Source organism: Lacinutrix sp. WUR7, assembly GCF_016864015.1.
GTDB lineage: Bacteria > Bacteroidota > Bacteroidia > Flavobacteriales > Flavobacteriaceae > Oceanihabitans.
This window is the reverse complement of the sequence record NZ_CP045067.1, coordinates 1,104,118-1,128,973: the sequence shown is the minus strand read 5'-3', so window position 1 is coordinate 1,128,973 and position 24,856 is coordinate 1,104,118. Positions and strand designations below refer to the sequence as shown.

Sequence of the window (24,856 nt, the reverse complement as noted above, 5' to 3'; positions counted from 1 at the left end):
ATTTATAGAAGATCTATTTCGTTTTTTATATTTAATCTTGCTTGTACTTCGTATTTGTTTTTAAAAGTATCTGTAAAATACAATGTTTCTCTTTCTAAAAAATGATTTAAAACTTTCTTTCTTCCTGGTTTATACATGAAATCAGGATAGATTTTATATTCTTTTCTAATATTTTGAATATAGCTTTGGTATTTTTTATGATCTGTTCCTAAGATAGATAGGTCTAAATCTAAAAGATATGCATTGTCATTATTATTGGGTAAAATAATTTCATGTTTTTTTGTTGAAATTATTAATTTTTGAACTATTTCTATGCTTTTATCATCAATATTTAAATGTTTTAAACGTTTTTTAGCAAAAAGAGCACTTTTTTCTTCATTATCTTTTTTTGAAGATTTATAAATAATATCATGATACCAAATAGCAAATTTTAAAGAATCTAAGTGCATTATCTCATCGGTATAATTCTCTAATTGATTTAGCATATTATACAGGTGAGATAAATTATGGTAGTGTCTAGAGTTTAAAGAATACTGTTTATTAATCTCATTCCAATAGTCTTCAATAGTAGACTTGTCTTCCGTATATTTTGAAGCTAATTTTCCCCATTCCTTTTGTAACCATTTAATCATATCTCCTTTTTCACAATAGTACTACTAGCCTGGGCTGTACAGAACACCAATAAGTCTGCAATATTTACATGTGCAGGACGTGTTATGGCAAAATAGATGATGTCTGCAATATCTTCTGGTTGCAACGCTTTGTAGCCTTTGTATACATTATCGGCAATGGCATCTCCTTTAAATCGGACTTGAGAAAATTCGGTTTCTACTAATCCGGGATTAATGGCGCCAACTTTTATTCCGTATGGGTTGAGGTCTATTCGCATACCTTCTGTAATTGCTAGAACAGCATGTTTACTACCGCAATACACGTTTCCTTTTGGGTACACTTCTTTTCCAGCAGAAGAACCAATATTAATAATATGACCAGAATTTCTTTCTGTCATTATAGGAATTACCGCTTTACTCACATACAGTAATCCTTTTACGTTAATATCCAGCATCGCATCCCAATCGTCTAGATTTCCTGTTTCAATAGGGTCTAAACCATGTGCGTTTCCTGCATTATTTATTAAAATATCTATTTGTTTAAAATTTTCAGGAAGTGAATCGATGGCATTAAAAACCGCATCTTTATCGCGAACATCAAAATTTAAAGTATGTACGTTGGTTTCTTTCCTTAGCGCTTGTTGTATGGTGTCTAGGCGTTCTTGTCTTCTTCCACAAAGTATTAAGTTAATACCGTGTTTTGCAAGCTCATGGGCTGTTGCTCTACCAATACCGCTTGTTGCTCCTGTTATTAAGGCTGTTTTTTTCATTGAAAAATTTATTTTTCATTTCCACGAAGGTGGAAATCTTTTTCTTATTTAATTAATATTTTTATTTGATATTCGAGTAAGCAAACTGCAACTGAATACTGCCAACTTATTTAAGGCACTTTATGTCCTTGACAAGCCACTAAAATTTTAAACCAATCTTCTAATTCTAATTTTATAGTAATTGCTTTCACGGCATTTTCTATTCGCTTTGCGTTTGTGGTTCCTATTACAGGATGAATATTAGCAGGATGTTTTAAAATCCAAGCAAGTAACAGTTGGTCTTCGGTGGCATTATACTTTTCTAATAATTCTCCAAGTTGTTTGTGTATGCGCCTGGTTTGTTCGGTATCTTCTTTAAATACACTTCCTAAAGGAGACCAAGCCATTGATGTCAGGTTATTTAGCATCATTTGATCTAAAACACCATCATGCATCGCTTGGTTTTGGGTTAAGGAGAATGCTATTTGATTTACCGAAACTTCTGTGTATTTAGATATTAAATCTACTTGCGATGTGGTAAAGTTGGAAACTCCAAAATCTTTTATTTTTCCTTGTGCTTTTAATATGGAAACTGCTTCCGCAATTTCATCGGGTTGCATTAACGGACTAGGTCTATGCAGTAAAAAGAGATCTAAATACTCCGTTTTTAGCTTTTTTAGCGATTCTTCCGCTGACCAAATGATATAATTTTTGCTAAAATTGTAGTGTTTTACTTCATTTTTACGGTTTTCACTGACATATTGAATACCACATTTGCTAATTAATTGTATTTTTTCTCGTGCGATACCACTTTCCGCGAAAGCGTTACCAAAAGCAGCTTCTGTAGTATAACTCCCATAAATATCTGCATGGTCAAAACTAGTTATACCTTGGTTTACACAATGATGCATGAGTGTAATCATCTCTTTTTTAGATAGTTGCTTTCCCCAGTCTCCCCAAGTCATAGCTCCGGCAATAATTCTAGAAAATTTATTCTTTATCATTTCTTCATCATTTTTTTATTTGGAACATTAAAAATAGAAAAGAAAAAGGCTTAAACATATATTAAACACTACAATTTTTAACCAATTATTAACAGCAACACATCAAAAATTTTAACAAATTTACACCTCGAAATTATGAATGATAAATTCATGCCTTTAAAAATTAAAAAATGATGGAAGATACAAGTACAGTTGATATTAAGTCAATTAACGAGAAAATTGAAAAAGAGAGTGCTTTTGTAGATTTACTAACACTAGAAATGAATAAAGTAATTGTTGGTCAAAAAGACATGATCGAGAGATTACTTATAGGATTATTAGGTCAAGGACATATCTTATTGGAAGGTGTTCCGGGTCTTGCAAAAACATTAGCAATTAATACACTGTCTCAAGCGGTATCTGGAAGTTTTAGTAGAATACAATTTACACCAGATTTATTACCTGCAGATGTTACTGGAACCTTGATTTATAATATGAAGGAAAACGACTTCAAAATTAAAAAAGGTCCAATATTTGCAAATTTTGTGCTAGCAGATGAGATTAATAGAGCGCCTGCAAAAGTGCAATCTGCTTTATTAGAAGCAATGCAGGAAAAGCAAGTAACGATTGGTGACGAAACTTTTAAATTGGATAAACCATTCTTGGTAATGGCAACGATGAATCCTGTAGAGCAAGAAGGAACATATCCTTTACCAGAAGCGCAAGTGGATAGGTTTATGCTAAAAACAGTTATTGATTACCCAAAGCAAGCAGAAGAACAATTAATCATGCGAGCGAATTTAAAAGGATCTTGGGAAAAAGTAAACCCGGTGGTTTCGGTATCGCAAATACTTAGAGCACAAGAAGCGGTTCGTGAAGTATATATGGATGAGAAAATTGAAAAATATATTCTAGATATCATCTTTGCAACACGTTACCCAGAAAAATATAAATTAGAAGATTTAAAACCATTAATCTCTTTTGGAGCTTCCCCTCGTGGAAGTATTAATCTTGCAACCGCTGCAAAATGTTATGCGTTTATTAAGCGAAGAGGTTATGTAATACCAGAAGATGTTCGTGCTGTAGTGTACGATGTATTACGTCATAGAATTGGTATTACGTATGAAGCAGAAGCTGAAAATGTAACTTCAGAAGACATTATTAGCAAGATTGTTAATGAAATTGAAGTACCATAAAAAGGAGTCTTCAGTATTCAGTTGCAGTATTCAGTTATTTGTTTACTAAATGCTGAATACATAGAAACTGAAAACTGAATACTGCGACTGAAAACTGTTTACTAAATAGATGGATACCAAAGAATTACTAAAAAAAGTACGAAAAATTGAGATTAAGACACGCCGTTTGTCTGATCATATTTTTGGAGGAGAATACCATTCTACCTTTAAAGGTCGTGGTATGACTTTTTCTGAAGTAAGACAGTATCAATATGGCGATGATGTTCGTAATATAGATTGGAATGTAACGGCAAGAACCAATCTTCCACATATTAAAGTTTTTGAAGAAGAACGGGAGCTTATTATGATGCTTATGGTGGATATTTCTGGATCGGAATTATTTGGAACCGAAGAGCAATTTAAAAATGAAGTGGTAACAGAAATCGCAGCAACATTAGCATTTTCTGCAACACAGAATAATGATAAAATAGGGCTTATTTTATTTACCGACGACGTAGAACTTTATATTCCGCCTAAAAAAGGAAGATCGCATGTATTGCGTATTATTCGTGAGCTTATAGAATTTAAACCAAAAAGTAAAGGCACTAATGTTGCAGAAGCATTGAAGTTTATGCGTAACGTAATGAAAAAGAAAGCCATTGTTTTTGTGCTTTCCGATTTTATTGCAGACGATTATAAACAAACCTTAAAAATAGCAGCAGGAAAACACGATGTAACCGGAATTAGAGTATTTGATAAACGCGAAGAAGAAATGCCAAACATTGGTATGGTTCAAATGCAAGATGAAGAAACAGGAGAGTTCCTTTTGGTAAATACACAATCTAAAACCGTACGTAAAAACTATTCGAAATTCTATCATGAAAAAGTAGCATATTATAAAGATAGTTTTGCTAAGTCTGGAGCAGGAACCATAGATTGTAGAGTAGATGAAAGTTATGTAAAAAAGCTTTTAGGTTATTTTAAAAGAAGAGGATAATTAATAAGATAATGTCAGGTTACGGGAAATTGAAACCTATTTTTAATATGAAGAGTAAGAATTTTAGATATAATAATACAAATGCTTCCGTTTTCGGTCTTCCGTTTTCGGGTCTTTTTACTTTTGCCTTTTTACTTTTGCCTTTATTTTTAGCAGCGCAAGTAACTGCAACAATAGATTCTACTTCCATAAAAATAGGAGAGCAAATAACCTATAAAGTACAAGTAGAAACAGATACTACAAATGTTGTGGTTTTTCCGGAAGGACAAACATTTCTTCCTTTAGAAATGATACAATCTTATGCTATAGATACCACAAAAGAAGATGCTAAATACAAACTAATTAAAAAGTATGGTTTAACACAATTTGATTCTGGCGCATTTACTATTCCAAGACAGAAAATTGTAATTGGTACTAAAGTATTTCAAACCGATTCTTTACAAATAGAGGTAAAAAATATTGTAGTAGACACTACAAAACAAGGGTTGTACGATATTAAACCAATTATTGAAGTAGAGAAAAGTCCGAGTCAATGGTGGAAATATCTTTTGCTAACGTTACTAGTTTTATCTTTATTAAGTTTCTTATTATATTGGTTTATTTGGAGAACAAAACCACTTACAAAAGAAGAGAAAATTGCATTGCTTCCGCCTTATGATAGAGCGAAATTAGCACTGCAAAATTTAGATGAAACCAACTATTTGCAAAATGCAGAATTAAAAGATTACTATTCCGAGTTAACCTTTATTATTAGAAAATATCTAGACGAAAAAGTATATGATCGCGCATTAGAGAGTACAACCGATGAGTTGATAACACGATTAAACATCCTTAAAGATGGTAACCAAATAGATATTACTAAAGACGATATTAAAAATATTGAAACTATTTTAAAGCGTGCAGATTTAGTAAAGTTTGCCAAGTCTGCTCCAGATGTAGAGCTAGCAAAATTAGATAGAAATACTATTGATTTAGAGATAGATCAAGTAAAAGAAGCGTTGCCAGAACCAACCGAAGAAGAAAAACTACAAGACCAAAAATATCAAGAACTACAAGAGAAAAAACAAAAACGCAATAAGATAATTATTACAGCAGCAATAGTTGTAGGTCTTTGTATTGCCACTTTTGTAGGCTTTGGTTTAAAATACGGTTTTGGTTATGTAAAAGATACTATTATTGGTAATGAAAGTAAAGAGTTGTTAGAAGGTGATTGGGTAACAAGTGATTATGGTTTTCCAGCAATTACTATTAGCACACCAGAAGTTTTAAAAAGAGATAATCCACCAATTCCCGAAGAAATAAAAGCAAAATTACAGATGACTGTTTTTAGTTTTGGTAATGTTTCAGAAGCCTTAAGTGTTAAACTCTCTACGCTAAAAGTTAGTCCACAAGAAGGTCCCGAAAAACAGGGAGGTCAAGAAGAAATAGATTTAAATCAAGTTTCCGAAAAGGCAATTCAGCAATTAGAAAATCAAGGCGTTAGCAATTTACTTGTTAAAAAAGAAAAATTTGTAACTCCTAATAATGCCGAAGGATTAAAAACCTATGGAACAGCGAGTCTTCCTGTAGCAAATACAGATAAATATTATGATGGCGAATATGTACTTTTACATTTTACGGCAGAAAATGTAATACAAGAAATTGCCATTACATATAGAAAGGGAGATGTCTATGCACAAGAAATTGCAGAAAGAATTGTTAATTCTGTAGAACTTGTAAAAGAAGAAGTTGCAAAAAAAGAACAAGAAGAAAATTAAACCATGTTTGAAGGAATAGAATTTTTAAATAAAGAATTTTTCTGGTTGTTTTTATTACTTCCATTAGCATTGCTATGGTATGTTTTTAAGCATAATAAGCAAACAGCAGAATTAAAGATATCCAGTTTAAAAGGGTTTAAAGTAACCAACTCTTGGTTGCCAAAACTAAGGCACTTGTTATTTGCTTTGCGTTTAGCAGCTTTAGCAGCATTAATAACTGCAATGGCAAGACCAAGAACGGTAGATGTTTCAACAAAAACAAAAACCACTCGAGGTATAGATATTGTGATGGCAATAGATGTTTCGGCAAGTATGTTGGCGAAAGATTTAAGACCTAATCGTTTAGAGGCTTTAAAAGAAGTTGCAGCAGAATTTATTGCAGGAAGGCCAAATGATAGAATTGGTTTGGTAGAATATGCTGGTGAAAGTTATACAAAAACACCAATTACTAGTGATAAAGCAATTGTAATACGATCGCTTAACGATATAAAATACAACACGATTATTGAAGGAGGAACTGCAATAGGAATGGGTTTAGCAACCTCTGTAAACCGTTTAAAAGATAGTAAAGCCAAGAGTAAAGTAATTATATTACTTACAGACGGAGTTAACAATTCTGGTTTTATAGATCCTAAAATTGCAAGTGAATTAGCGTTAGAATATGGTATTAAAGTATACACAATAGGGATAGGTACAAACGGAATGGCGCTATCTCCTTACGCAACAAATCCAAACGGGACTTTTCAATACGCAAGAGTACAAGTAGAAATTGATGAAGCCCTACTTCAAGAAATTGCAGATGCAACTGGAGGAAGATATTTTAGAGCAACAAACAATAAGAAGCTTGCCGAAATTTATAATGAAATAAACAAACTAGAAAAAACAGAAATCGAAGAATTTAAATTTTATAATTACGAAGAAAAATATCGTCCGTTAGTATTATTAGCAGGACTTTTATTAGCATTAGAATTATTACTGCGTTTCACTATTTTTAGAAGTTTTGTGTAATTATGACTTTCTTACAAGGTTTTAAATAAATATTAATTAAAAAGATTTCCGCTTTTGCGGAAAGTAAACATGTATCAATTAGAAGAAAAAATATGGTTTTGGGTTTTAGTGATTATTCCAGTGATAATCCTACTATTTTTGGTGCTTCAAATTTGGAAACATAAAGCACAAAAAAACTTTGCCAATAAAGCAAGCCTAAAAAAATTAAGTCCGAATCAATCCCTTTTTAAGAGCGTATTAAAAGTAACCATTTGGTGTCTGGTATTTGCTAGTTTAGCAATTGCTTTAGTAAACCCAAAGGTTGGTACTAAACTAGAAACCGTAAAACGCGAAGGTGTAGATATTGTATTTGCTGTAGATGTTTCTAAAAGTATGTTGGCAGAAGACATTGCACCAAACAGATTAGATAAGTCGAAACAACTAGTAACGCAAATTATAAATAATCTTGCCAGTGACAGAGTTGGTATTATTGCTTATGCAGCAAAAGCATTTCCGCAATTACCAATAACCACAGATTATGCAGCAGCAAAAATGTTTCTGCAGAACATGAATACAGATATGTTGTCTTCGCAAGGAACAGCAATTAATGGCGCTATAGAATTAGCAGAAACCTATTTTGATAATGAAGAGCAGACTAATAGGGTTTTAATCATTATTTCAGATGGGGAAGATCATTTTGGTGAATCGGCTATTCGTGCAGCAGAAGAAGCGAGTAAAGAAGGAATCCGAATTTTCACCATTGGAGTTGGAGATATTAAAGGAGGTCGAATACCAATAAAAAGAAATGGCGTAGTTTTAAATTATAAAAAAGACAGACAAGGCGAAACGGTAATAACACGCTTAAACGAAGAAAATTTAAAAAGCATTGCTGCAGAAGCAAACGGTGTTTATATTAATGGAAGAAATACGAATGAAGTAGTGGACACCATTAGAGACATTTTAAACAAAATGGATAAAACAGAATTTGAAGCCAAAGAGTTTGCAGATTTTAAAGACCAATTTCAATGGTTTATAGGATTAGCAATATTTCTATTGTTTATTGATGTCTTTTTATTAGAACGAAAAACAGCTTGGCTGAAAAAGTTAAACCTATTCAACGAGAACCTATAAATAAGAATGTCACCTGGAGTACAGTCGAAAGGTCTTTCATGAATTAACCAGTTAAATAATTTATAAAATCTTTAACTAGAACCAAGCCTAGAGTTTTATAATTTAGTAAAATCAAAATGAAACACATAGTAATAATCATAGTAGCCCTTTTTAGCATTTCTTCTTTTGCCCAAGACAAAGAAAAAGAAGAACAGCAAATGCTTGCGCAAAAAAAAGCGAACGATTTAGTGTATGATGCCAACATTTTGGCAGCTAATGAAGATTATGTTTCGGCAGAAATGGAATATAGAAAAGCCATGTCTGAGCAACCAAACTATACCGTTGGAGCGTATAACTTAGGGAGCTCGTATTACAAAAAAGGCATTTTTGATGAAGCATTATATCGTTTAAAACAAACTGCAAAATATGCAACTACTAAAGACGAAAAACATAGAGCATTCCATAATATAGGTAATATTCTCATGCAGGATAAGCAATGTAAAGAAGCAGCAGAAGCTTTTAAAAACGCATTACGAAATAATCCTACCGATGACGAAACACGTTATAATTATGCTTTAGCAAAAGAATGTGCAGAGCAGCAACAAGAAGAACAAGATAAGCAGGACGAGAATAAAGATCAAAACGAAGATAACAAGGATCAGGAACAAGATCAAAAAGATCAAGACCAGGATAAGGAAGATAAAAAAGATCAGGAAGACGAAAATAAAGACGAAGAGCCTAAAGACGACGGAGAAAAAGATAAGAAGGAAGGCGAGGATAAAAAAGACGAAGAAGGCAATCCTAAAGATGAAAAAGAAGATGAAGGGAAAGGTGGTGAAGATGAGAAAAAAGAACAACCAAAACCACAACCCGGACAATTATCACCACAGCAAGTGAAAAACTTGCTAGAAGCAATGAATGATCAAGAGCAGAAAGTACAAGATAAAATGAATGCTCAAAAAACAAAAGGAGAAAGAGTACAAACCGAAAAAGATTGGTAAATTTCAGTTTACAATCGCAGTATTCAGTCCTGCGTAGGTATTAAAAAATATAAATCATTAAAATGAAATCTTTTCTTTCCCAAAGGGAAAGATGTCCGAAGGACAGAAAGGGCTTATGAAAACAATAAAACACATAACAATACTATTTATACTACTTGCAACAAGTATCGCTTCTGCACAAGTAAAATTTGAAGCAAAAACAAGCAAGAAGAAACTTGGTGTTAATGAACGTTTACGTATTGATTTTGAGATGAATGAGGATGGCGATAATTTTAACCCGCCAAGCTTTCAAGATTTCACTGTAGTTGCAGGTCCAAACCAGTCTGTTAGTCATTCTTGGATGAATGGAAAAAAATCATTCAATAAAACCTATAGTTACTTTTTAGCACCAAAAAAACAAGGGAAATTTACCATTAATCAAGCTACTATAGAAATTAATGGAGAAACTTATAAAACAACGCCAATAACAGTCGTTGTTTCTAAAGCGGTAAGCAAGCCAAATGACCCTAATAATCCGGATATTTTAATAGAAGATAATATTCATTTAGTTGCAGAAGTATCTAAAACAAACCCTTATTTAAACGAAGGAATAACCGTTGTCTATAAATTGTACGTTTCACCAAATACCGGAGTTAGTAATTGGCGAGAAACAGATAGTCCGAGATACAATGATTTCTGGTCACAAAACATAGATATAAAAGGCTTAAAAATTTTAAAAGGAACCTATAAAGGTGAAGACTATAGATATGTTGTTTTACGTAAAACAGTACTTTATCCTCAAAAAACAGGAAAGCTAGAAATTGAACCATTAAGCTTAGATATTACTGTTGATGTTCCTACAAGCAGACGAAATATTTTTGGAGAACGTTTAATGACGCAAGCGCACAAAACCATTTCTGCTGGAAGTAGAAAAATTAATGTGAAACCGTTACCAGAAAATAATAAACCAGCCAATTTTACAGGAGCGGTTGGTGATTTCGATTTTAAAGTAGCGACTTCTAAAACAGCATTAAATGCATCCGAATCCTTACAAGCAACCGTTGCTGTTTCCGGTAATGGAAACTTAAAACTATTCGAATTACCAAAACTAAGCCTTCCTAGTTCCTTAGAGGTTTATGAACCAGAAAACACAGATAATGTAAGAACAACCATAAACGGAATGCAAGGAACACGTGGCCAGAGCTATACGGTTGTTCCGCAATTTAAAGGAAAATACCCTTTACCAAGTATCTCGTTTTCTTATTTTGATTTAAAAACCGAAAGCTACAAAACACTTTCCTCTGATGAGTTAATAATTGATGTGTTAGAAGGGCCAACCAATAACGAGGGAACAACCAATAATGCTATTACAAACGGAAGCGATAAACAACCCGTTTTAAGTAATGATCAATTTGCATTTATTAAAACCAACGCGAATTTAGTTAGCACTACAAAAAAGGATTTCTTTAAATCTACAGGCTTCTGGACCGCTTTATTAGGTCCGCTTTTAGCAATACCATTAGCTATTGTCTTTAGAAACAAACGTGAAGAACGTATGGCAGATGTTACAGGTAATAAAGTTAGAAAAGCAGATAAGCTAGCGAAAAAATATTTAAGTGCAGCAAAACGTGCCTTAGGACAAAAAGAAGCTTTTTATGTAGCGCTTGAAAAGGCATTACATAATTATTTAAAAGCCAAGTTACAAATAGAAACTAGTGATTTCACTAAAGATACGATTACAGAAATATTAAATGAACGACAAGTAGAAAACACGACCGTTTTAGAGTTTGTAAGTATCTTGAAAAATTGCGAATTGGCACGATATACACCAATTACACAAGTTGAAATGCAACAAGATTATGAAAAAGCATCCAGAACCATTTCTGAAATCGATAAGCAAATAAGATAAACATTTAAACTCCTTTTCTAGAATAATAAAGGAAGGTGAATGTATTCCGAGACATCGAATCTATGTTGGAAGGGGTTTTATAGAAAATACAAATGAAACAAATAATTTACATACTAACTTTTTTACTAACTACGCTTTCTGTAGCACAAAATAACACGCTTTTTGAAGAAGGAAATACGTTATATAACGAGGGGAAATTTACGGAAGCAATTGCTAAATATGAAAGTATTTTAGATGCTAAAAAACATTCTGCTTCTTTGTATTTTAATCTTGGAAATGCACATTATAAACTAAATAATATTGCACCTAGTATTTACTATTATGAAAAGGCATTACAGCTTTCCCCTAACGATAAAGAAATACAAAACAATATCGCTTTTGCAAGAAATATGACTGTAGATGCTATAGATGTTGTGCCAGAAGTAGGTTTTACTAAACTATTTAAAAATCTTACAAATACGCTTAGTTTTAATGGCTGGGCTTATGCTTCGGTTATTGCTGTGGTTTTATTTGTATTATTGTCTTTATTGTATTATTTCAGCTATTCAACAACAAGAAAAAGGTTAGCTTTTATAGGTAGTTCTAGTTTTTTATTTTTAGCATCTATCTCTTTATTTTTTGCGTTTCATAAATTTGATATCGATAAAAAGAATAAACCAGCCATTGTGTTTTCACAAGAAGCTAAGGTTAAAAGCGAACCTAATTTAAGAAGCGAAGAATCGTTTCGATTACATGAAGGAACTAAAGTTTTAATTTTAGACACGGTAAATAATTGGAAAAAAATTAAACTTACAGATGGTAAAGTGGGTTGGATTTCTAATGATGATATTAAAGCATTAAATGAAATTTAATTTTTCCTTAACAATAAAACAATTCTATAGTTATATATTTGCAGCTTGATTTAATTTAAAGGATGCCAAAAAGGAACATTTCTATATTTTTTACTGTATTATTTATGGCAATTATTACTATGCCATCTATAATTATAGCACTAGATGATACGATAGATATTTCTGTTTTTTATAGCCTTTCTGAAGAGGAAGAAAACAATAATTTTGAACTCGTTTTTTCTGAAACGAACAACGAATTTATTCCTTTAAGCGATTTATTTAAAAATAATGAATTAGGTTATTTCTTTAAAGATTACCTAAACCCGCATTTTAACATCATTTCTCCACCACCAGATTTTATTTAATATTTTATTCGTTAGACATTTATTGTCCCAAAAAAATATTAAAAATAGCTATTGATCATAAAAAAAGAATCAACAGCGCAAAATCAGTATGTATATATGTTTAAAACATTAAAAAGCGACTTGCCTGCAAGTGTCGTCGTGTTTTTTGTTGCATTACCTTTATGTTTAGGTATTGCATTAGCCAGTGGAGCCCCACTTTTTTCAGGAGTTATAGCCGGAATTATAGGAGGAATAGTAGTAGGAGCCTTAAGTGGTTCTAAAATTGGTGTAAGTGGCCCTGCTGCCGGACTTGCAGCAATTGTATTAACAGCAATTGGAACTTTAGGAGGTTATGAAAACTTTTTAGTTGCTGTTGTTTTAGGAGGTGTTATTCAATTAATTTTTGGTATTCTAAAAGCTGGTATTATTGGCTATTATTTTCCGTCATCGGTGATTAAAGGAATGCTTACAGGTATTGGTATTATCATTATCTTAAAACAAATCCCTAACTTTTTTGGTTACGATGAAGCGTCAGCTTGGGATTTAGAGTTTTTTGAAATAGATGGAGGAAATACCTTTTCAGAATTGTTTACGATGCTAAATAATATTCATCCAGGAGCTGCTTTAATTGGTCTTATTAGTTTGTTACTTTTAATATTTTGGGATAAAATATTGAGTAAAAAAGGAAAGTTCTTCGAAGTGATTCAAGGCCCTTTTGTAGTGGTAGTATTAGGTATCATATTTTTTATGCTTACCCAAAATCACGAGGTATTATCTATTGGAGCAAACCACATGGTTAGTGTTCCAATTCCAGAAGATTTAGATTCTTTTATCGGACAGTTTAGTTTTCCGAATTTTGCAGCAATTACAAATCCACAAGTATGGGTTGTTGCTTTTACTATTGCTTTAGTAGCAAGTTTAGAAACTTTATTGTGTGTTGAAGCATCGGATAAAATTGATCCAGACAAAAACGTGACACCTACTAATAGAGAATTATTGGCGCAAGGTGCAGGTAATATATTATCTGGATTAGTTGGTGGTCTTCCAATAACGCAAGTAATTGTTAGAAGTTCTGCTAATATTCAATCTGGCGGAAAAACGAAACTATCGACTATCATTCACGGACTTTTATTATTATTATCAGTAGTACTTATTCCTTCTTTACTTAATAAAATTCCTTTATCTGTTTTAGCATCTATTTTATTAATTGTAGGTTTCAAATTAGCAAAACCATCGTTATTTAAGAAGATGTACAGTCTAGGTTGGAAACAATCTGTTCCGTTTTTTGTAACGGTTATAGGAATTGTATTTACAGATTTATTAGTAGGTATTGGTTTAGGATTGGCTGTTGGTATTGTTGTTATTTTATTAAAAAGCTACCAAAACTCGCACTTTCTTCATATTGAAGATAATAGTAATGGAAAACATAGAATTAAAATGGAATTAGCTGAAGAAGTAACCTTCTTTAACAAAGGAGCTATTTTAAAAGAATTAGATAGCTTACCAAGAGATACGTATTTAGAATTTGATGTTAGAAAAACAAGGTTTCTGGATTACGATATTATTGAAATTCTTGAAGATTTTGCTTTTAAAGCAAAGGAAAGAAACATTGATATCAAATTAATTTCAAAACGTGGAGTTGTTGAAAATCCGCCAAGCTTTATCGAGTTCTTTCAATTAAGACCAAAATCTAATATTAGTTTAAGTTAAATCCTATGAAAAATAATAAATACAAAATATTACTGCTTTCAGATTTAAAAAAAACTACAGAGTTAGATTTAAAAAGTACAGTAGGTTTAGCAAAAATGGTTGGTGGTGAAATAACGTTGTTTCATATAAAAAGACCAACAGAAATTGTCGATAGAGATAATCAGTTGTCTACTATGCGTTCTATTAATGAAAAGCATCTCATTACAGATAAACTTATAGAAAGTATTGTAAAACCTGTAAGTCAGGAGTTTGATATGCCTATCGATTATAAATTATCTTTTGGTAATTTAAAGCATGAAATTGAAAGCTATATACAAGAACATAAACCAGATATTATAGTTCTTGGTAAAAGGAAAGCAAAAAAACTTAACTTTATAGGAGACAATATCACAGAATTTGTTTTAAAAACACACAAAGGTCCTGTTATGATTACAACAGGTAAAGATGCGTTGCAACCAAATAAAGAAGTTGCATTAGGAGTTTTAAATACTATAGATAAAACCTTAGACATTAATGGTATCGAAGAATTAATTAGTAAAACAAAATTACCAATTAAGACATTTATTATCGTTAAAGCAGCGAATAGTAATTCAACAGTGGATGTTACTGCTGAAATAAACACCTTTGAATATGTTTTTGAACAAAGTGATAAAGCATTAGAAAGTGTATCTAAGTACGTATCAAAAAATAAAATAAACTTGATGTGTTTAGATAAAAACAACAAAACAAAAAGAGACATTATGAATAAATTGAATGTTTCCTTATTACTAACCGGAGAGAAAAATCCAGATACTACAAAACTAGTATTCTAATAAATAAAAACTTATGAAAGCACATACAAAAGAGACACAAGCAACAATGACACCTGAAAAGTCATTACAATATTTAATAGAAGGAAATCAAAGATTTCAAGATAATTTAAAAGCGAATCGTAACCTTTTAGAGCAAGTAAATGATACTAGTGACGGACAATTTCCATTTGCAACTATTTTAAGTTGTATCGATTCACGTGTGTCTGCAGAATTGGTTTTTGACCAAGGATTAGGAGATATTTTTAGCGTGCGGGTAGCAGGGAATATTGTGAATGAAGACATTTTAGGTAGTATGGAATTTGCATGTAAATTAGCAGGTACAGAACTTATTGTTGTTTTAGGACATACAAGTTGTGGTGCCGTAAAAGGAGCTTGTGACCATGCCGAAATGGGTAACCTAACCAAGTTGATTCAAAAAATTACACCAGCAGTTAATGCCGTTACAGAGCCTAAAGACGAAAGCTTAAGAAGCTCTAAAAATTTAGCGTTTGTAGATGAGGTATCGCACATGAATGTACAATTAATGATCGATAGAATTCATGCCGAAAGTCCGATACTTACCGAAATGGAGAAAAAAGGTGAAATTAAAATCATTGGAGCAATGTATGATGTAAATACAGGTGCTGTAAACTTTTATTAATAAAATAGTATAAAAGCTTTTATGAAAAAGAAGACTTTTATGGCAACACTAATATGTATATTGGTGTTGCCTTTTATTGCTGCAAGTCAAGAGAGTAATTTAGGAAATTGGTTAATTTATATTGGAAACAAAAAGTTAAACAATACCTGGAATATGCATCACGAAGTGCAATACTGAAATTATGATGCTGTCGGCGATTTAGAACAACTATTACTAAGAACCGGTTTAGGTTATACTTTTAATGAAAGTAAGAATAACATCCTTTTAGGATATGGTTATATTTTATCTGAAAATTATATTGGAAACACCGATGAAAAAGCAACGGTAAATGAGCATCGTGTTTTTCAGCAATTTACGTCCAAACAAAATATAGGTAAACTGAAATTGAATCATCGTTATCGTTTTGAACAACGTTTTGTAGAAGACGATTTTAAAATGCGACTACGCTACTTTTTAGGCTTTAATTATCCGCTTCAAAATAAAGAAGACGGCAAAAGCCCTTTATATTTATCTGCATACAATGAAGTGTTTTTAAATACAGAATCCGAAGTTTTCGATAGAAATAGGGTATATGGAGGATTAGGATATACTTTTTCTGAAAACTTAAAATTAGAATTAGGGTATATGAATCAGTTTTTTGAAAATTCAGGAAGAGATCAAATTAATATAATTGCATTTGTAAATTTCTAATCCTATTTACTTTTAAAGTAAGTAGAAAAAAGGTATTTTGTAAAACAAACTAAATTAAAACTATTAAAATATGAAAAATTTATTTTCAAATATAAAAGGAGATGCTTTTGGTGGTATAACAGCCGGAATTGTGGCTCTACCTTTAGCTTTAGCTTTTGGGGTGTCTTCAGGTTTAGGACCAGAAGCAGGACTATATGGGGCCATTTTTATTAGTTTTTTTGCGGCACTTTTTGGAGGAACACCTACACAGATTTCTGGACCAACAGCACCAATGACAGCAGTAAGTATGGTGATTATTGCAGGAATTGTAGCTGCAAATGATGGCAGTGTAGAAAAAGCATTACCAGCAATTTTAACCGTATTCTTATTAGCAGGATTAATACAAGTGGGACTTGGTTTTTTAGGCTTAGGTAAATACATAAGATATATCCCTTATCCAGTAGTTTCTGGGTTTATGACCGCTATTGGGGTAATTATCTTACTAACACAAATTTTGCCTTCTATTGGGTATTACCCAAAAGAAGATACCGCATTTGTAGAACAATTTAAACCACAAGCAGAAGAAGTTATTCTTGAAAATATTTTAAAAGAAGAAGCAGGAGAAGGTATTCTAGTACTTGAAAACTTTAAAGAAACGATAGATCGTGCGCATCAAATTACTCCAGAACAAATTTTAAAAGAGTCCCAAACACTAGCTGCTAAAGAAGCTTCTGGTACAGTAGGAGCAATAAAAGTATTACCAAGAGCATTACAAAATATCAATTGGCTAGAGCTTATTCTAGCTTTAGGAACCATATTTATTATTTATGGTTTTAAACGAATAACCACAGCAGTACCAAGTACATTAGTTGCGCTAGTTGTAATGTCGGGAATCGCTTATGGTTTTAATTTAGGCTATAGACCTATTTCCGAAATACCTGGAGGTATTCCAATTCCAAGACTAGAAATGTTTACTAGTTTCAGTTTGGGTAGTGTAACTCCTTACATCTTTACAGCACTTACTTTATCTCTTTTAGGAGCCATTGATTCTTTGTTAACTAGTGTTGTTGCAGATAATATGACTAAAACCAAACATAAACCGAATAAAGAACTTATCGGACAAGGTATTGGTAATAGTATAGCAGCGCTTTTTGGTGGTATTCCAGGTGCAGGTGCTACTATTAGAACTGTTGTAAATATCAATGCTGGCGGTAAAACAAAATTATCTGGTATGATTGCCGGTGTTATGTTATTACTTATTATGTTAGTATTAGCTCCTGTAGCATCTAAAATTCCTGCAGCTGTTTTAGCTGGTATTTTAATAACAGTTGGTATTGGTGTTATGGATTATAAAGGACTTAAAGCAATACCGAGTTTACCAAGAGATATAAAATTTGGACCTTTAAAATTAAGTTCAGAAGTTTTAATAATGATTATTGTACTATTACTTTCTACTTTTTGGGATTTAATCTACGCAGTTGGTATTGGTCTAGTAATCGCTTCTCTAATGTTTATGAAAAAAATTGGAGATTTAACAGCAGAACGCTCCGATGTGAAGTCTTTAAAGAAAGAGAAAGCTTGGGCAGATGAGGGTACTTTTCCAGAAAACCTTAAAGAAGAAGTATTTATTAAGCATATTAAAGGGCCTTTATTCTTTGGTTCAACTAGTGATTTTCAAGCGCTAACAGAACAAATTCCTAATACAGCAAAAACGGTAGTTTTACGTTTAGGAAGAATGCAATATATGGATCAGTCTGGTTTGTATGCCATGGAAGATATGTTACAAGAACTTACAAAAAATGGCGTAGAAGTGCTGTTTGTTGGTTTATTACAGCAACCTCGTTATATGATGGAACGTATTGATATTATCCCTGATTTTATTCCTAATGAACATATTTTCAAGACCTTTGATAGTTGTGTAAAATGGATAAAGGATAACGTAAAAGACGAAAACTAAATTTAAAAAATGAATCTAGATATCGTATTTGAAAATAATAAAACGTGGATAAAGTCTAAATTAAATGAAGACGACGCGTATTTTGATAAGTTAGGCGAAGGACAAAATCCGGAGTTGTTATTTATTGGGTGTTCCGATAGTAGAGTTACTGCAGAAGAATTAATGGGATTAGGTCCTGGAGATGTTTTTGTACACCGTAACATTGCGAATATGGTTATTGGTACCGATTTAAACGCGATGTCGGTTGTCGAGTATGCTGTAGAGCACTTAAAAGTAAATCATGTAGTTGTTTGCGGACATTATGGTTGTGGTGGTGTAAAAGCTGCGATGCAATCTGCAGATCTAGGTTTGTTAAATCCGTGGTTGCGAAACATTCGCGATGTGTACCGTATTCATAACGAAGAGCTGAATGCGATTGAAGAGGAAGAAAAAAAATATGAACGTTTAATCGAATTAAATGTACAAGAACAATGTGTTAATCTTATTAAAACGGCTGCCATTCAAAAAGCAGTTCGTGGTAGAGGATTAATTGTACACGGTTGGGTCTTTGATATTCATACCGGAAAACTGGTAGATTTAAAAATAGATTTTGAAAGAATCCTTAATGATATTAGAGAAATATATCATTTAGATTAATTGGACCCAAAACAATACGTAAAAACAAAAGCCACTCCTTTAAGAGTGGCTTTTCATTTTTATAATAGACTAATGTTATAAAATATTAAGAATGTTTACTGTAATAATTCATATTGAAACTGCGGATAACCTCTTTCTCCTGTTTGGCTTTCCACTGCTGTGAATCTTAGCTTATAGTAATTGTCGTCCGTATCCTTGATAATGTAGTATCTGTCCTCTCTTACAGATGTTTCACCAGTCATATAATCTACAGTTCTCCAGCCACTGCCTACAATAGTACGATCATTGTAAATAAAACTTGCTTCCGTAATATCATCGTATGTAAAGTTTGTATAATTAGGGGTTGTGTCGTCTTCAACAGTAATCGGATACAAGCCAACACCACCTAGCGTATTGTGTAATGTATAATCTGAATACGTTAAACCTGCGGCTAAAGTACCTTGCTGACCATAATAAGAAAATACACCACCAAAATCAATATCCCAATTAGAAGATATTGGCTCTAAAGTTGCAATTTGCTCATCCATTAAGCTTACAGTAGTAAGGTTGTAGTTGCTATCTTTACTTACCGTTAATTCCGAAAAATTAGTTGTATTACTTAATGCAGCATATTGAATCGTGTAGCTGTTTCCGTCTGTTAATACTCTAACCTTCATAAAACCTCTTGAGTCTCCAGTCGTGTTTATTGTTCCATTATTTGTTGTAGGTATTTCGTTTCCTAAGTTGATAATGTACACATTGTTCTCGCTATCTGTTGTTGATATTTCTTCAAATGCAGTACCTGTTAATTCGCCTTCTTTAGTATCCGTAAAAGAAATGCCAGCATTTAAATCACCATATTGGTAATAGTTTACAGGTAAACCTTGCATTAATTCAGCAACAGTATTTACTGTTACAGTGGTAGGTGTAAAAGTTGGATCTAATGCATTTAAGGTTAACGGAGATGTTAAAGTTGTAGTTTCCGTTACTGTTGTAATATCCGTAATACCTTCTAATTCTGCAGCAGATACTAATAAAGCACTGTTAAGATAGACTCTGTTTTCCGAACCGTTATAAACAGCAATTTCCCAAGCACCACGATTTACAGCTACTTGGCTTCCGGTACTTAAATCTACAAAAACACGATTTGGTTGATTAAATCCACCTACTTCTGGGTCAATAATTCCACCAGAAGATGGCGGTGTGGTTGTTACTGTGTTTCCACCATTATCGTCACTACTACAGCTTGTAACAACTACAGCGGTAAGGATTAATATCAGAGTTAAAAATTTGTTTGTCATAATTATTAGTGTTAAAAATTTAAATTATAGGATAGTTTTAAAAAATAGGATCGGCCATTACCGATTAATCGGGAACTTGATGTCGAAGCAGTATGCGCTTCAGCAGAAGATTTAGTGTTTATGTTTACAACATCTAGTAAGTTTCTTGCTCCTAATGTTGCATTTATTCTAGGTGTAATATCTGTTCTTATAGATGCGTTTAACCAAGTAAAAGCATCGGTTTCTCCAATAAACAATTCGCCATCCGTATCGGTAAATACACCTTGAGTTTTACCAGTATGTTTTAATTGGCTACTAATAGTGGTATCCCATTTATCTATATTATAAGCTAATATGGCTTGTAAGTTTAAGCTCCACATATAATCTGATGGATTATCTAAAGATGCATTAATAGCATTTGTAATGCCCAAATAAGTGGCTCCCAAACCTATATTCCAGTTTTTATAGATAAAACTGTTTTCTAAATTGAAACCTAAGCGTTTACTGTAATCTATATTGTCTTGTGTAAATAGAATGCTGCCATCTTCATCTTCCGAAGTAATACTAGCTATAGCATCTTTTAAGTCAATATAAAAGAATGTGAATTTTTGATTTAAAAAGCCTTCTTTGGCAATCTTATAATTGTTTTTAAGGTTTATAAAAACAGAGATTCCATCTTCTGGTTGTAAATCAGGATTCCCTCTTACATTGTGATTGGAGTCTACAAAGTAGTAGAAGAGCTCTTCAAAGTTTGGTGCTCTATATGCAGATCCTACAACCGCTTTTAGTTTTATTTTCTCTGTAAAATTATAAGTAGATGACAAGGACCATATTAGATGATTATTAAATTGAGAACTATTTGTAAATCGTATACCCGGATTTATAGATAATTTTTTAAAAGGTTGAAATTCGGTAATCCCAAAAAATTCGTAATTAGTTATGGTATTTTCTACTACATTATTAGAATAATTTCCTGTAGCAATAGCATCGAATCCTTTTTGATTAGTGAATTCATAACCTAACTGAAGATTAAAAAAATCAGACTTTGGTACTATGTTATTTACAAATGCTTTAGAGTACCATACTTCACTAGATTGGCTTACAGTATCTGTCTCTACAGATTGCGTTTGTTCTTCTAGAATATTGTAAACATATTCTTTGTAGTTTCGTTTTTGAGTTTGATACGAAAAGGAAAAATTATAGTTTGTAGCTCCATGTAATGGTCCAGAAACATTCAAATTATTTACCCATCGATTTGTTTTGTAGTTTTCATCAATAGCTGTAGGATTAAGAACGCCATTTTCATATCTTCCATTTACAGACCTATTATAAATATCTAGGTTTTCATTAAAGTATTGTAGCTTATAAAATAAGTTGTGTTTCCCTAAGTTTAAATCCACATCTCCAGATACGGTTATTTGTTCTTTGGGATTCCACTCGGTGCCTCGCAAACTATCGTTTACAACTATTCCATCTTGAATGTTGACATAGTTTTTTCCTTTAAATCCATTATAAAAACCAGCAAAATCATTTCTAGAAGCGCCAATAGAATAAGCTAATTTTTCATTTACCTGATTGGTTGCTCTTACATTTTGAATATGTCTTCCCTTATCAAAGAATTCAAATTCATTACCCACAGTTTCTTCTTGAATGGATAACTGAAGTTCCCAACCATTATCTTTTAAGCCTCTTTTTGTGATAATATTAATTACACCTGCAACGGCGTTATCCCCATATAAAACACCCATAGATCCTTCCACAATCTCTATACGTTCCACATCATCTATATTTAATTGGGAAATATCGATGTTGTTACCTAGACCATTATCACTAATAATTGGTATTCCGTCTACTAATATTTTTACATATTGTCCATCTAAACCAAATAAGTTTATGGTGGAGCGACCATTAGAAGCGTCTGGATTGACGGTAATATTTAAACTGTTTTGTAAAACATCTGCTAAGTTATTTCCAGCAACATTTTCTATGTCTTTTCTTTTAATAGTTCCAACCGTAAATAGCTTCTTACTAACAGACATAACATTACTTTCTCCTACTATAACTACTTCGTCTAGTTTTTCAATCTTGATGGTGTCCCTTTTCTTTTCTTGAGCATTAATCGCGTAACTCAAAAAAAGTAAAAAATAAAGTGTAATATTATTTTTATTTAGACTCATTCTATTTTATATTTGCCGCAAATATAGAATCTTATTTTAATTCAATCTAAATAAGAATAAATAAATTTAAATTTTTTTTAAACCCAATAAATAAAACTTTAATAATGAAACATTTACCCTTATTATTCATTTTATCATTCGCATTTACTTTTAATGTAAGCGCACAAAAAAAGAAGGAACAAGATCAAAAAGCCATTAAAGCGATGTGTGGTTGTTATGAAGTAAGCTTTAATTTTGCAGAAACTTTTCAATACTCGGAAGATTCTACATACGTTGCTTCGAAAACAAAACATGATAAAGGATTAGAATGGGTGCAATTAGTTGCAGACGATAAAGACAAAATAGCAATGCAACATTTATTAATTGTTGGTTCTAAAGAGCAACCTTATATTGTGAAGCATTGGAGACAAGATTGGGAATTTGAAAACACAAACTTATATGAATTTAACCACGATAATAAATGGACCTTTGTTAATCTTCCAAAAAAAGAAGTAAAAGGGCAATGGACTCAAAAAGTATTTCAGGTAGATGATAGTCCGCGTTACGAAGGTTCTGCAACTTGGGTACATGTAGATGGAAAAAGCTACTGGGAAAGTACAACAGCTGCACCTTTACCAAGACGTGAGTATACCAAACGTAGCGATTATAATGTGACTCTTAGAACAAACCGTCACGAGATTGTAGAAAGCGGTTGGATTCATGACCAAGATAACGATAAAATTATTCGTCAAGACGCTAAAGATGATGTGTTATTAGCACAAGAAAAAGGATATAATACCTATGTTAAAGTAGAAGATAGTAAATGTATTGCAGCACAAGAGTTTTGGGCTAAAGAACAAGCTAAATGGGCTTTAGTACGCACTAAATGGGACGAAGTATTTGCAAGAAATCAAGATTTAATTTTAGAAGAAAAAGTAGATAATAAAGTATTGTTTAAGTATTTATTTGATAAAGAAAAATACCAAACAGCAGAAGAAATTAATCCATTAATAGAATCATTTGTAAAAAAATAATATGAAGTATTTAAAAAACATAATAGCCGTTGTTACACTATTTTTAAGCACGCTAGGTTTTGCGCAAGAAAATATATTTTTAAACCGTGATTATTGGAAATCGAATCCAACCATTGCAACTGTTGAAGCTAAAATTCAAGAAGGAAATGACATTACAGAAGCTAATGGCAATAATTTTGATGCTGTGGTATATGCTATTTTACAAGATGCACCAGTAGCAACTATTAAACACATTCAGTCTAAAGAAGGAAACGATGCCAATAAGCTAACGCACGATGGTAGAACGTACATTTTTTGGGCAGCATATAAAGGCAATATAGAGGTAATGGAATATCTACTTAGCAAAGGCGCTAAAACAGATATTACAGATGATAAAGGAAATACCATCTTAAATTTTGCTGCAGGTTCCGGACAACAAAACACGAAGGTGTATGACCTTTGTATTGCAAATGGTGCAAATGTAAAAACAGATGTAACACCAAAAGGAGCTAATGCACTTCTATTAGCTGCTCCATACGATAAAGATTTTACGTTAATCAACTATTTTACTTCCAAAGGAGCTAGTATAAATAGTGTAGATGCAGATGGAAATGGCGTTTTTAATTATGTTGCAAAAACAGGAAATATAGATCTATTAAATCAATTACTTGAAAAAGGGGTAAAAGGAAATGATAACGCTTTTGTGTTCGCAGCTGCTGGTACTAGAGGAAATACAAATACCATAGATTTTTTCAAATACTTAGAAAGTGTTGGTTTAAACCCGGAAAAAGCCTCTATTAAAAACGAAACGCCTTTACATATTTTAGCAGCCAGAAGTAAAGATTTAGAAGTGGTTAGTTATTTCTTAGATAAAGGAAATGTAAACGCAATCGATGAAAACGGAAACACCCCATTTATAAACGCAGCAAGCCGAAACAATTTAGAAACTGTTTCCTTATTATTTAAGGAGGTTAAAGATGTAAACCAGGTGAACAAAAAGGGAGAATCTGCGCTAGCTTTGGCTGTCGCAAATAATTCGCTAGAAGTGGTTCGTTTTTTAATAGAAAATAAAGCCGATGTTGCCATTTTAGATGCAAATAAAAATAACTTAACGCCTTATTTAATAGAATCGTTTTCGACTAAAAAATCAGATGTTTTTGAGCAAAAGTTAGGTGTTTTAACTAAAAACGGACTGGATTTTACGAAAACACAAGAAAATGGAAATACGGTATTTCATTTAGTATTAGCTAAAAACGATATCCATCTTTTAAAGTTTATAGCGCCATTTAAAATAGATGTAAATGCGAAGAATAACGAAGGAAATACGGCTTTACATTTAGCAGCTTTACAAGCGAAAGACACAGAGATCTTAAAGTATTTGTTATCTATTGGAGCTAAAAAAGATGTAATAACAGATTTTGATGAAACTCCTTTTGATTTAGCATCCGAAAATGAAATTTTAAAAGCACAGAAAATCGATTTAGATTTTTTAAAATAATAAATAATTTAGAGTTTGTAATCAGGAACTGTCACACGGAGCGCAGTCGAAGTGTCTTTTCATATTTCATAAAA

The 24,856-nt window shown here is 32.2% G+C and carries 21 protein-coding genes and 1 pseudogene; 17 read left to right on the top strand and 5 right to left on the bottom strand.

What is annotated here, in order from left to right:
* Positions 1 to 2 precede the first annotated feature (2 nt).
* The 3 genes from FG167_RS04930 to FG167_RS04920 all read right to left on the bottom strand — a co-directional run bounded on the left by FG167_RS04930 (position 3) and on the right by FG167_RS04920 (position 2,364).
* The gene (locus tag FG167_RS04930) at positions 3 to 632 is read right to left on the bottom strand and encodes a hypothetical protein (protein ID WP_203460309.1); all 630 of its coding nucleotides are present in this window, start codon (positions 630 to 632) and stop codon (positions 3 to 5) included.
* Positions 629 to 1,381, bottom strand: a complete 753-nt coding sequence (locus FG167_RS04925) for an SDR family NAD(P)-dependent oxidoreductase (protein WP_203460308.1) — start codon at positions 1,379 to 1,381, stop codon at positions 629 to 631. Before FG167_RS04925 ends, FG167_RS04930 begins: the two co-directional genes overlap by 4 nt.
* A gap of 110 nt (positions 1,382 to 1,491) precedes the next feature.
* On the bottom strand, positions 1,492 to 2,364 hold the full coding sequence (locus FG167_RS04920; protein ID WP_203460307.1) for an aldo/keto reductase family oxidoreductase: 873 nt from the start codon (positions 2,362 to 2,364) through the stop codon (positions 1,492 to 1,494).
* A gap of 170 nt (positions 2,365 to 2,534) precedes the next feature.
* Here FG167_RS04920 and FG167_RS04915 point away from each other — a divergent pair, with 170 nt between their 5' ends.
* From FG167_RS04915 to FG167_RS04845, 15 genes and pseudogenes are all read left to right on the top strand, one after another.
* The gene (locus FG167_RS04915) at positions 2,535 to 3,539 is read left to right on the top strand and encodes a MoxR family ATPase (RefSeq protein WP_203460306.1); all 1,005 of its coding nucleotides are present in this window, start codon (positions 2,535 to 2,537) and stop codon (positions 3,537 to 3,539) included.
* A 109-nt stretch (positions 3,540 to 3,648) separates the two neighbouring features.
* Positions 3,649 to 4,515, top strand: coding sequence for a DUF58 domain-containing protein (locus FG167_RS04910; RefSeq protein WP_203460305.1), 867 nt, complete (start codon positions 3,649 to 3,651; stop codon positions 4,513 to 4,515).
* A gap of 47 nt (positions 4,516 to 4,562) precedes the next feature.
* Positions 4,563 to 6,272 carry a BatD family protein gene (locus tag FG167_RS04905; protein WP_203460304.1) on the top strand — a complete coding sequence of 570 codons (1,710 nt, stop codon included), beginning with the start codon at positions 4,563 to 4,565 and terminating at the stop codon, positions 6,270 to 6,272.
* A 3-nt stretch (positions 6,273 to 6,275) separates the two neighbouring features.
* Positions 6,276 to 7,280: a VWA domain-containing protein gene (locus FG167_RS04900; RefSeq protein ID WP_203460303.1), complete on the top strand. Its 1,005-nt coding sequence runs from the start codon at positions 6,276 to 6,278 to the stop codon at positions 7,278 to 7,280.
* A gap of 69 nt (positions 7,281 to 7,349) precedes the next feature.
* Complete coding sequence (locus tag FG167_RS04895) at positions 7,350 to 8,390, top strand: VWA domain-containing protein (RefSeq protein ID WP_203460302.1); 1,041 nt, start codon at positions 7,350 to 7,352, stop codon at positions 8,388 to 8,390.
* A gap of 116 nt (positions 8,391 to 8,506) precedes the next feature.
* Complete coding sequence (locus tag FG167_RS04890) at positions 8,507 to 9,370, top strand: aerotolerance regulator BatC (RefSeq protein WP_203460301.1); 864 nt, start codon at positions 8,507 to 8,509, stop codon at positions 9,368 to 9,370.
* A gap of 115 nt (positions 9,371 to 9,485) precedes the next feature.
* On the top strand, positions 9,486 to 11,258 hold the full coding sequence (locus tag FG167_RS04885; protein ID WP_203460300.1) for a BatD family protein: 1,773 nt from the start codon (positions 9,486 to 9,488) through the stop codon (positions 11,256 to 11,258).
* Positions 11,259 to 11,350: 92 nt separating this feature from the next.
* Positions 11,351 to 12,109, top strand: a complete 759-nt coding sequence (locus FG167_RS04880; protein WP_203460299.1) for a tetratricopeptide repeat protein — start codon at positions 11,351 to 11,353, stop codon at positions 12,107 to 12,109.
* A gap of 104 nt (positions 12,110 to 12,213) precedes the next feature.
* The gene (locus FG167_RS04875) at positions 12,214 to 12,453 is read left to right on the top strand and encodes a hypothetical protein (protein ID WP_239004445.1); all 240 of its coding nucleotides are present in this window, start codon (positions 12,214 to 12,216) and stop codon (positions 12,451 to 12,453) included.
* Between the two features lie 96 nt (positions 12,454 to 12,549).
* The gene (locus tag FG167_RS04870; protein WP_203460297.1) at positions 12,550 to 14,142 is read left to right on the top strand and encodes a SulP family inorganic anion transporter; all 1,593 of its coding nucleotides are present in this window, start codon (positions 12,550 to 12,552) and stop codon (positions 14,140 to 14,142) included.
* 5 nt (positions 14,143 to 14,147) lie between these two features.
* Positions 14,148 to 14,954, top strand: a complete 807-nt coding sequence (locus tag FG167_RS04865; RefSeq protein ID WP_203460296.1) for a universal stress protein — start codon at positions 14,148 to 14,150, stop codon at positions 14,952 to 14,954.
* Between the two features lie 13 nt (positions 14,955 to 14,967).
* Entirely contained in the window at positions 14,968 to 15,594 is a 627-nt protein-coding gene (locus FG167_RS04860) for a carbonic anhydrase family protein (RefSeq protein ID WP_055444242.1), read from the top strand.
* Between the two features lie 39 nt (positions 15,595 to 15,633).
* Positions 15,634 to 16,284: pseudogene (locus FG167_RS04855) on the top strand (DUF2490 domain-containing protein).
* Positions 16,285 to 16,354: 70 nt separating this feature from the next.
* Complete coding sequence (locus FG167_RS04850; RefSeq protein WP_203460295.1) at positions 16,355 to 18,220, top strand: SulP family inorganic anion transporter; 1,866 nt, start codon at positions 16,355 to 16,357, stop codon at positions 18,218 to 18,220.
* A 9-nt stretch (positions 18,221 to 18,229) separates the two neighbouring features.
* Positions 18,230 to 18,856, top strand: coding sequence for a carbonic anhydrase (locus tag FG167_RS04845; RefSeq protein ID WP_203460294.1), 627 nt, complete (start codon positions 18,230 to 18,232; stop codon positions 18,854 to 18,856).
* Between the two features lie 95 nt (positions 18,857 to 18,951).
* Here FG167_RS04845 and FG167_RS04840 read toward each other — a convergent pair whose 3' ends face one another.
* Complete coding sequence (locus tag FG167_RS04840; RefSeq protein ID WP_203460293.1) at positions 18,952 to 20,136, bottom strand: HmuY family protein; 1,185 nt, start codon at positions 20,134 to 20,136, stop codon at positions 18,952 to 18,954.
* Positions 20,137 to 20,147: 11 nt separating this feature from the next.
* Positions 20,148 to 22,292 (bottom strand): TonB-dependent siderophore receptor, encoded by a 2,145-nt coding sequence (locus FG167_RS04835; protein ID WP_203460292.1) that lies wholly within the window; start codon positions 22,290 to 22,292, stop codon positions 20,148 to 20,150.
* 104 nt (positions 22,293 to 22,396) lie between these two features.
* Between FG167_RS04835 and FG167_RS04830 the strand changes: the two genes are divergently transcribed.
* Positions 22,397 to 23,305 carry a DUF6607 family protein gene (locus FG167_RS04830; protein WP_203460291.1) on the top strand — a complete coding sequence of 303 codons (909 nt, stop codon included), beginning with the start codon at positions 22,397 to 22,399 and terminating at the stop codon, positions 23,303 to 23,305.
* Between the two features lies 1 nt (position 23,306).
* Positions 23,307 to 24,782 carry an ankyrin repeat domain-containing protein gene (locus tag FG167_RS04825; RefSeq protein ID WP_203460290.1) on the top strand — a complete coding sequence of 492 codons (1,476 nt, stop codon included), beginning with the start codon at positions 23,307 to 23,309 and terminating at the stop codon, positions 24,780 to 24,782.
* The last annotated feature ends 74 nt before the right edge of the window (positions 24,783 to 24,856 follow it).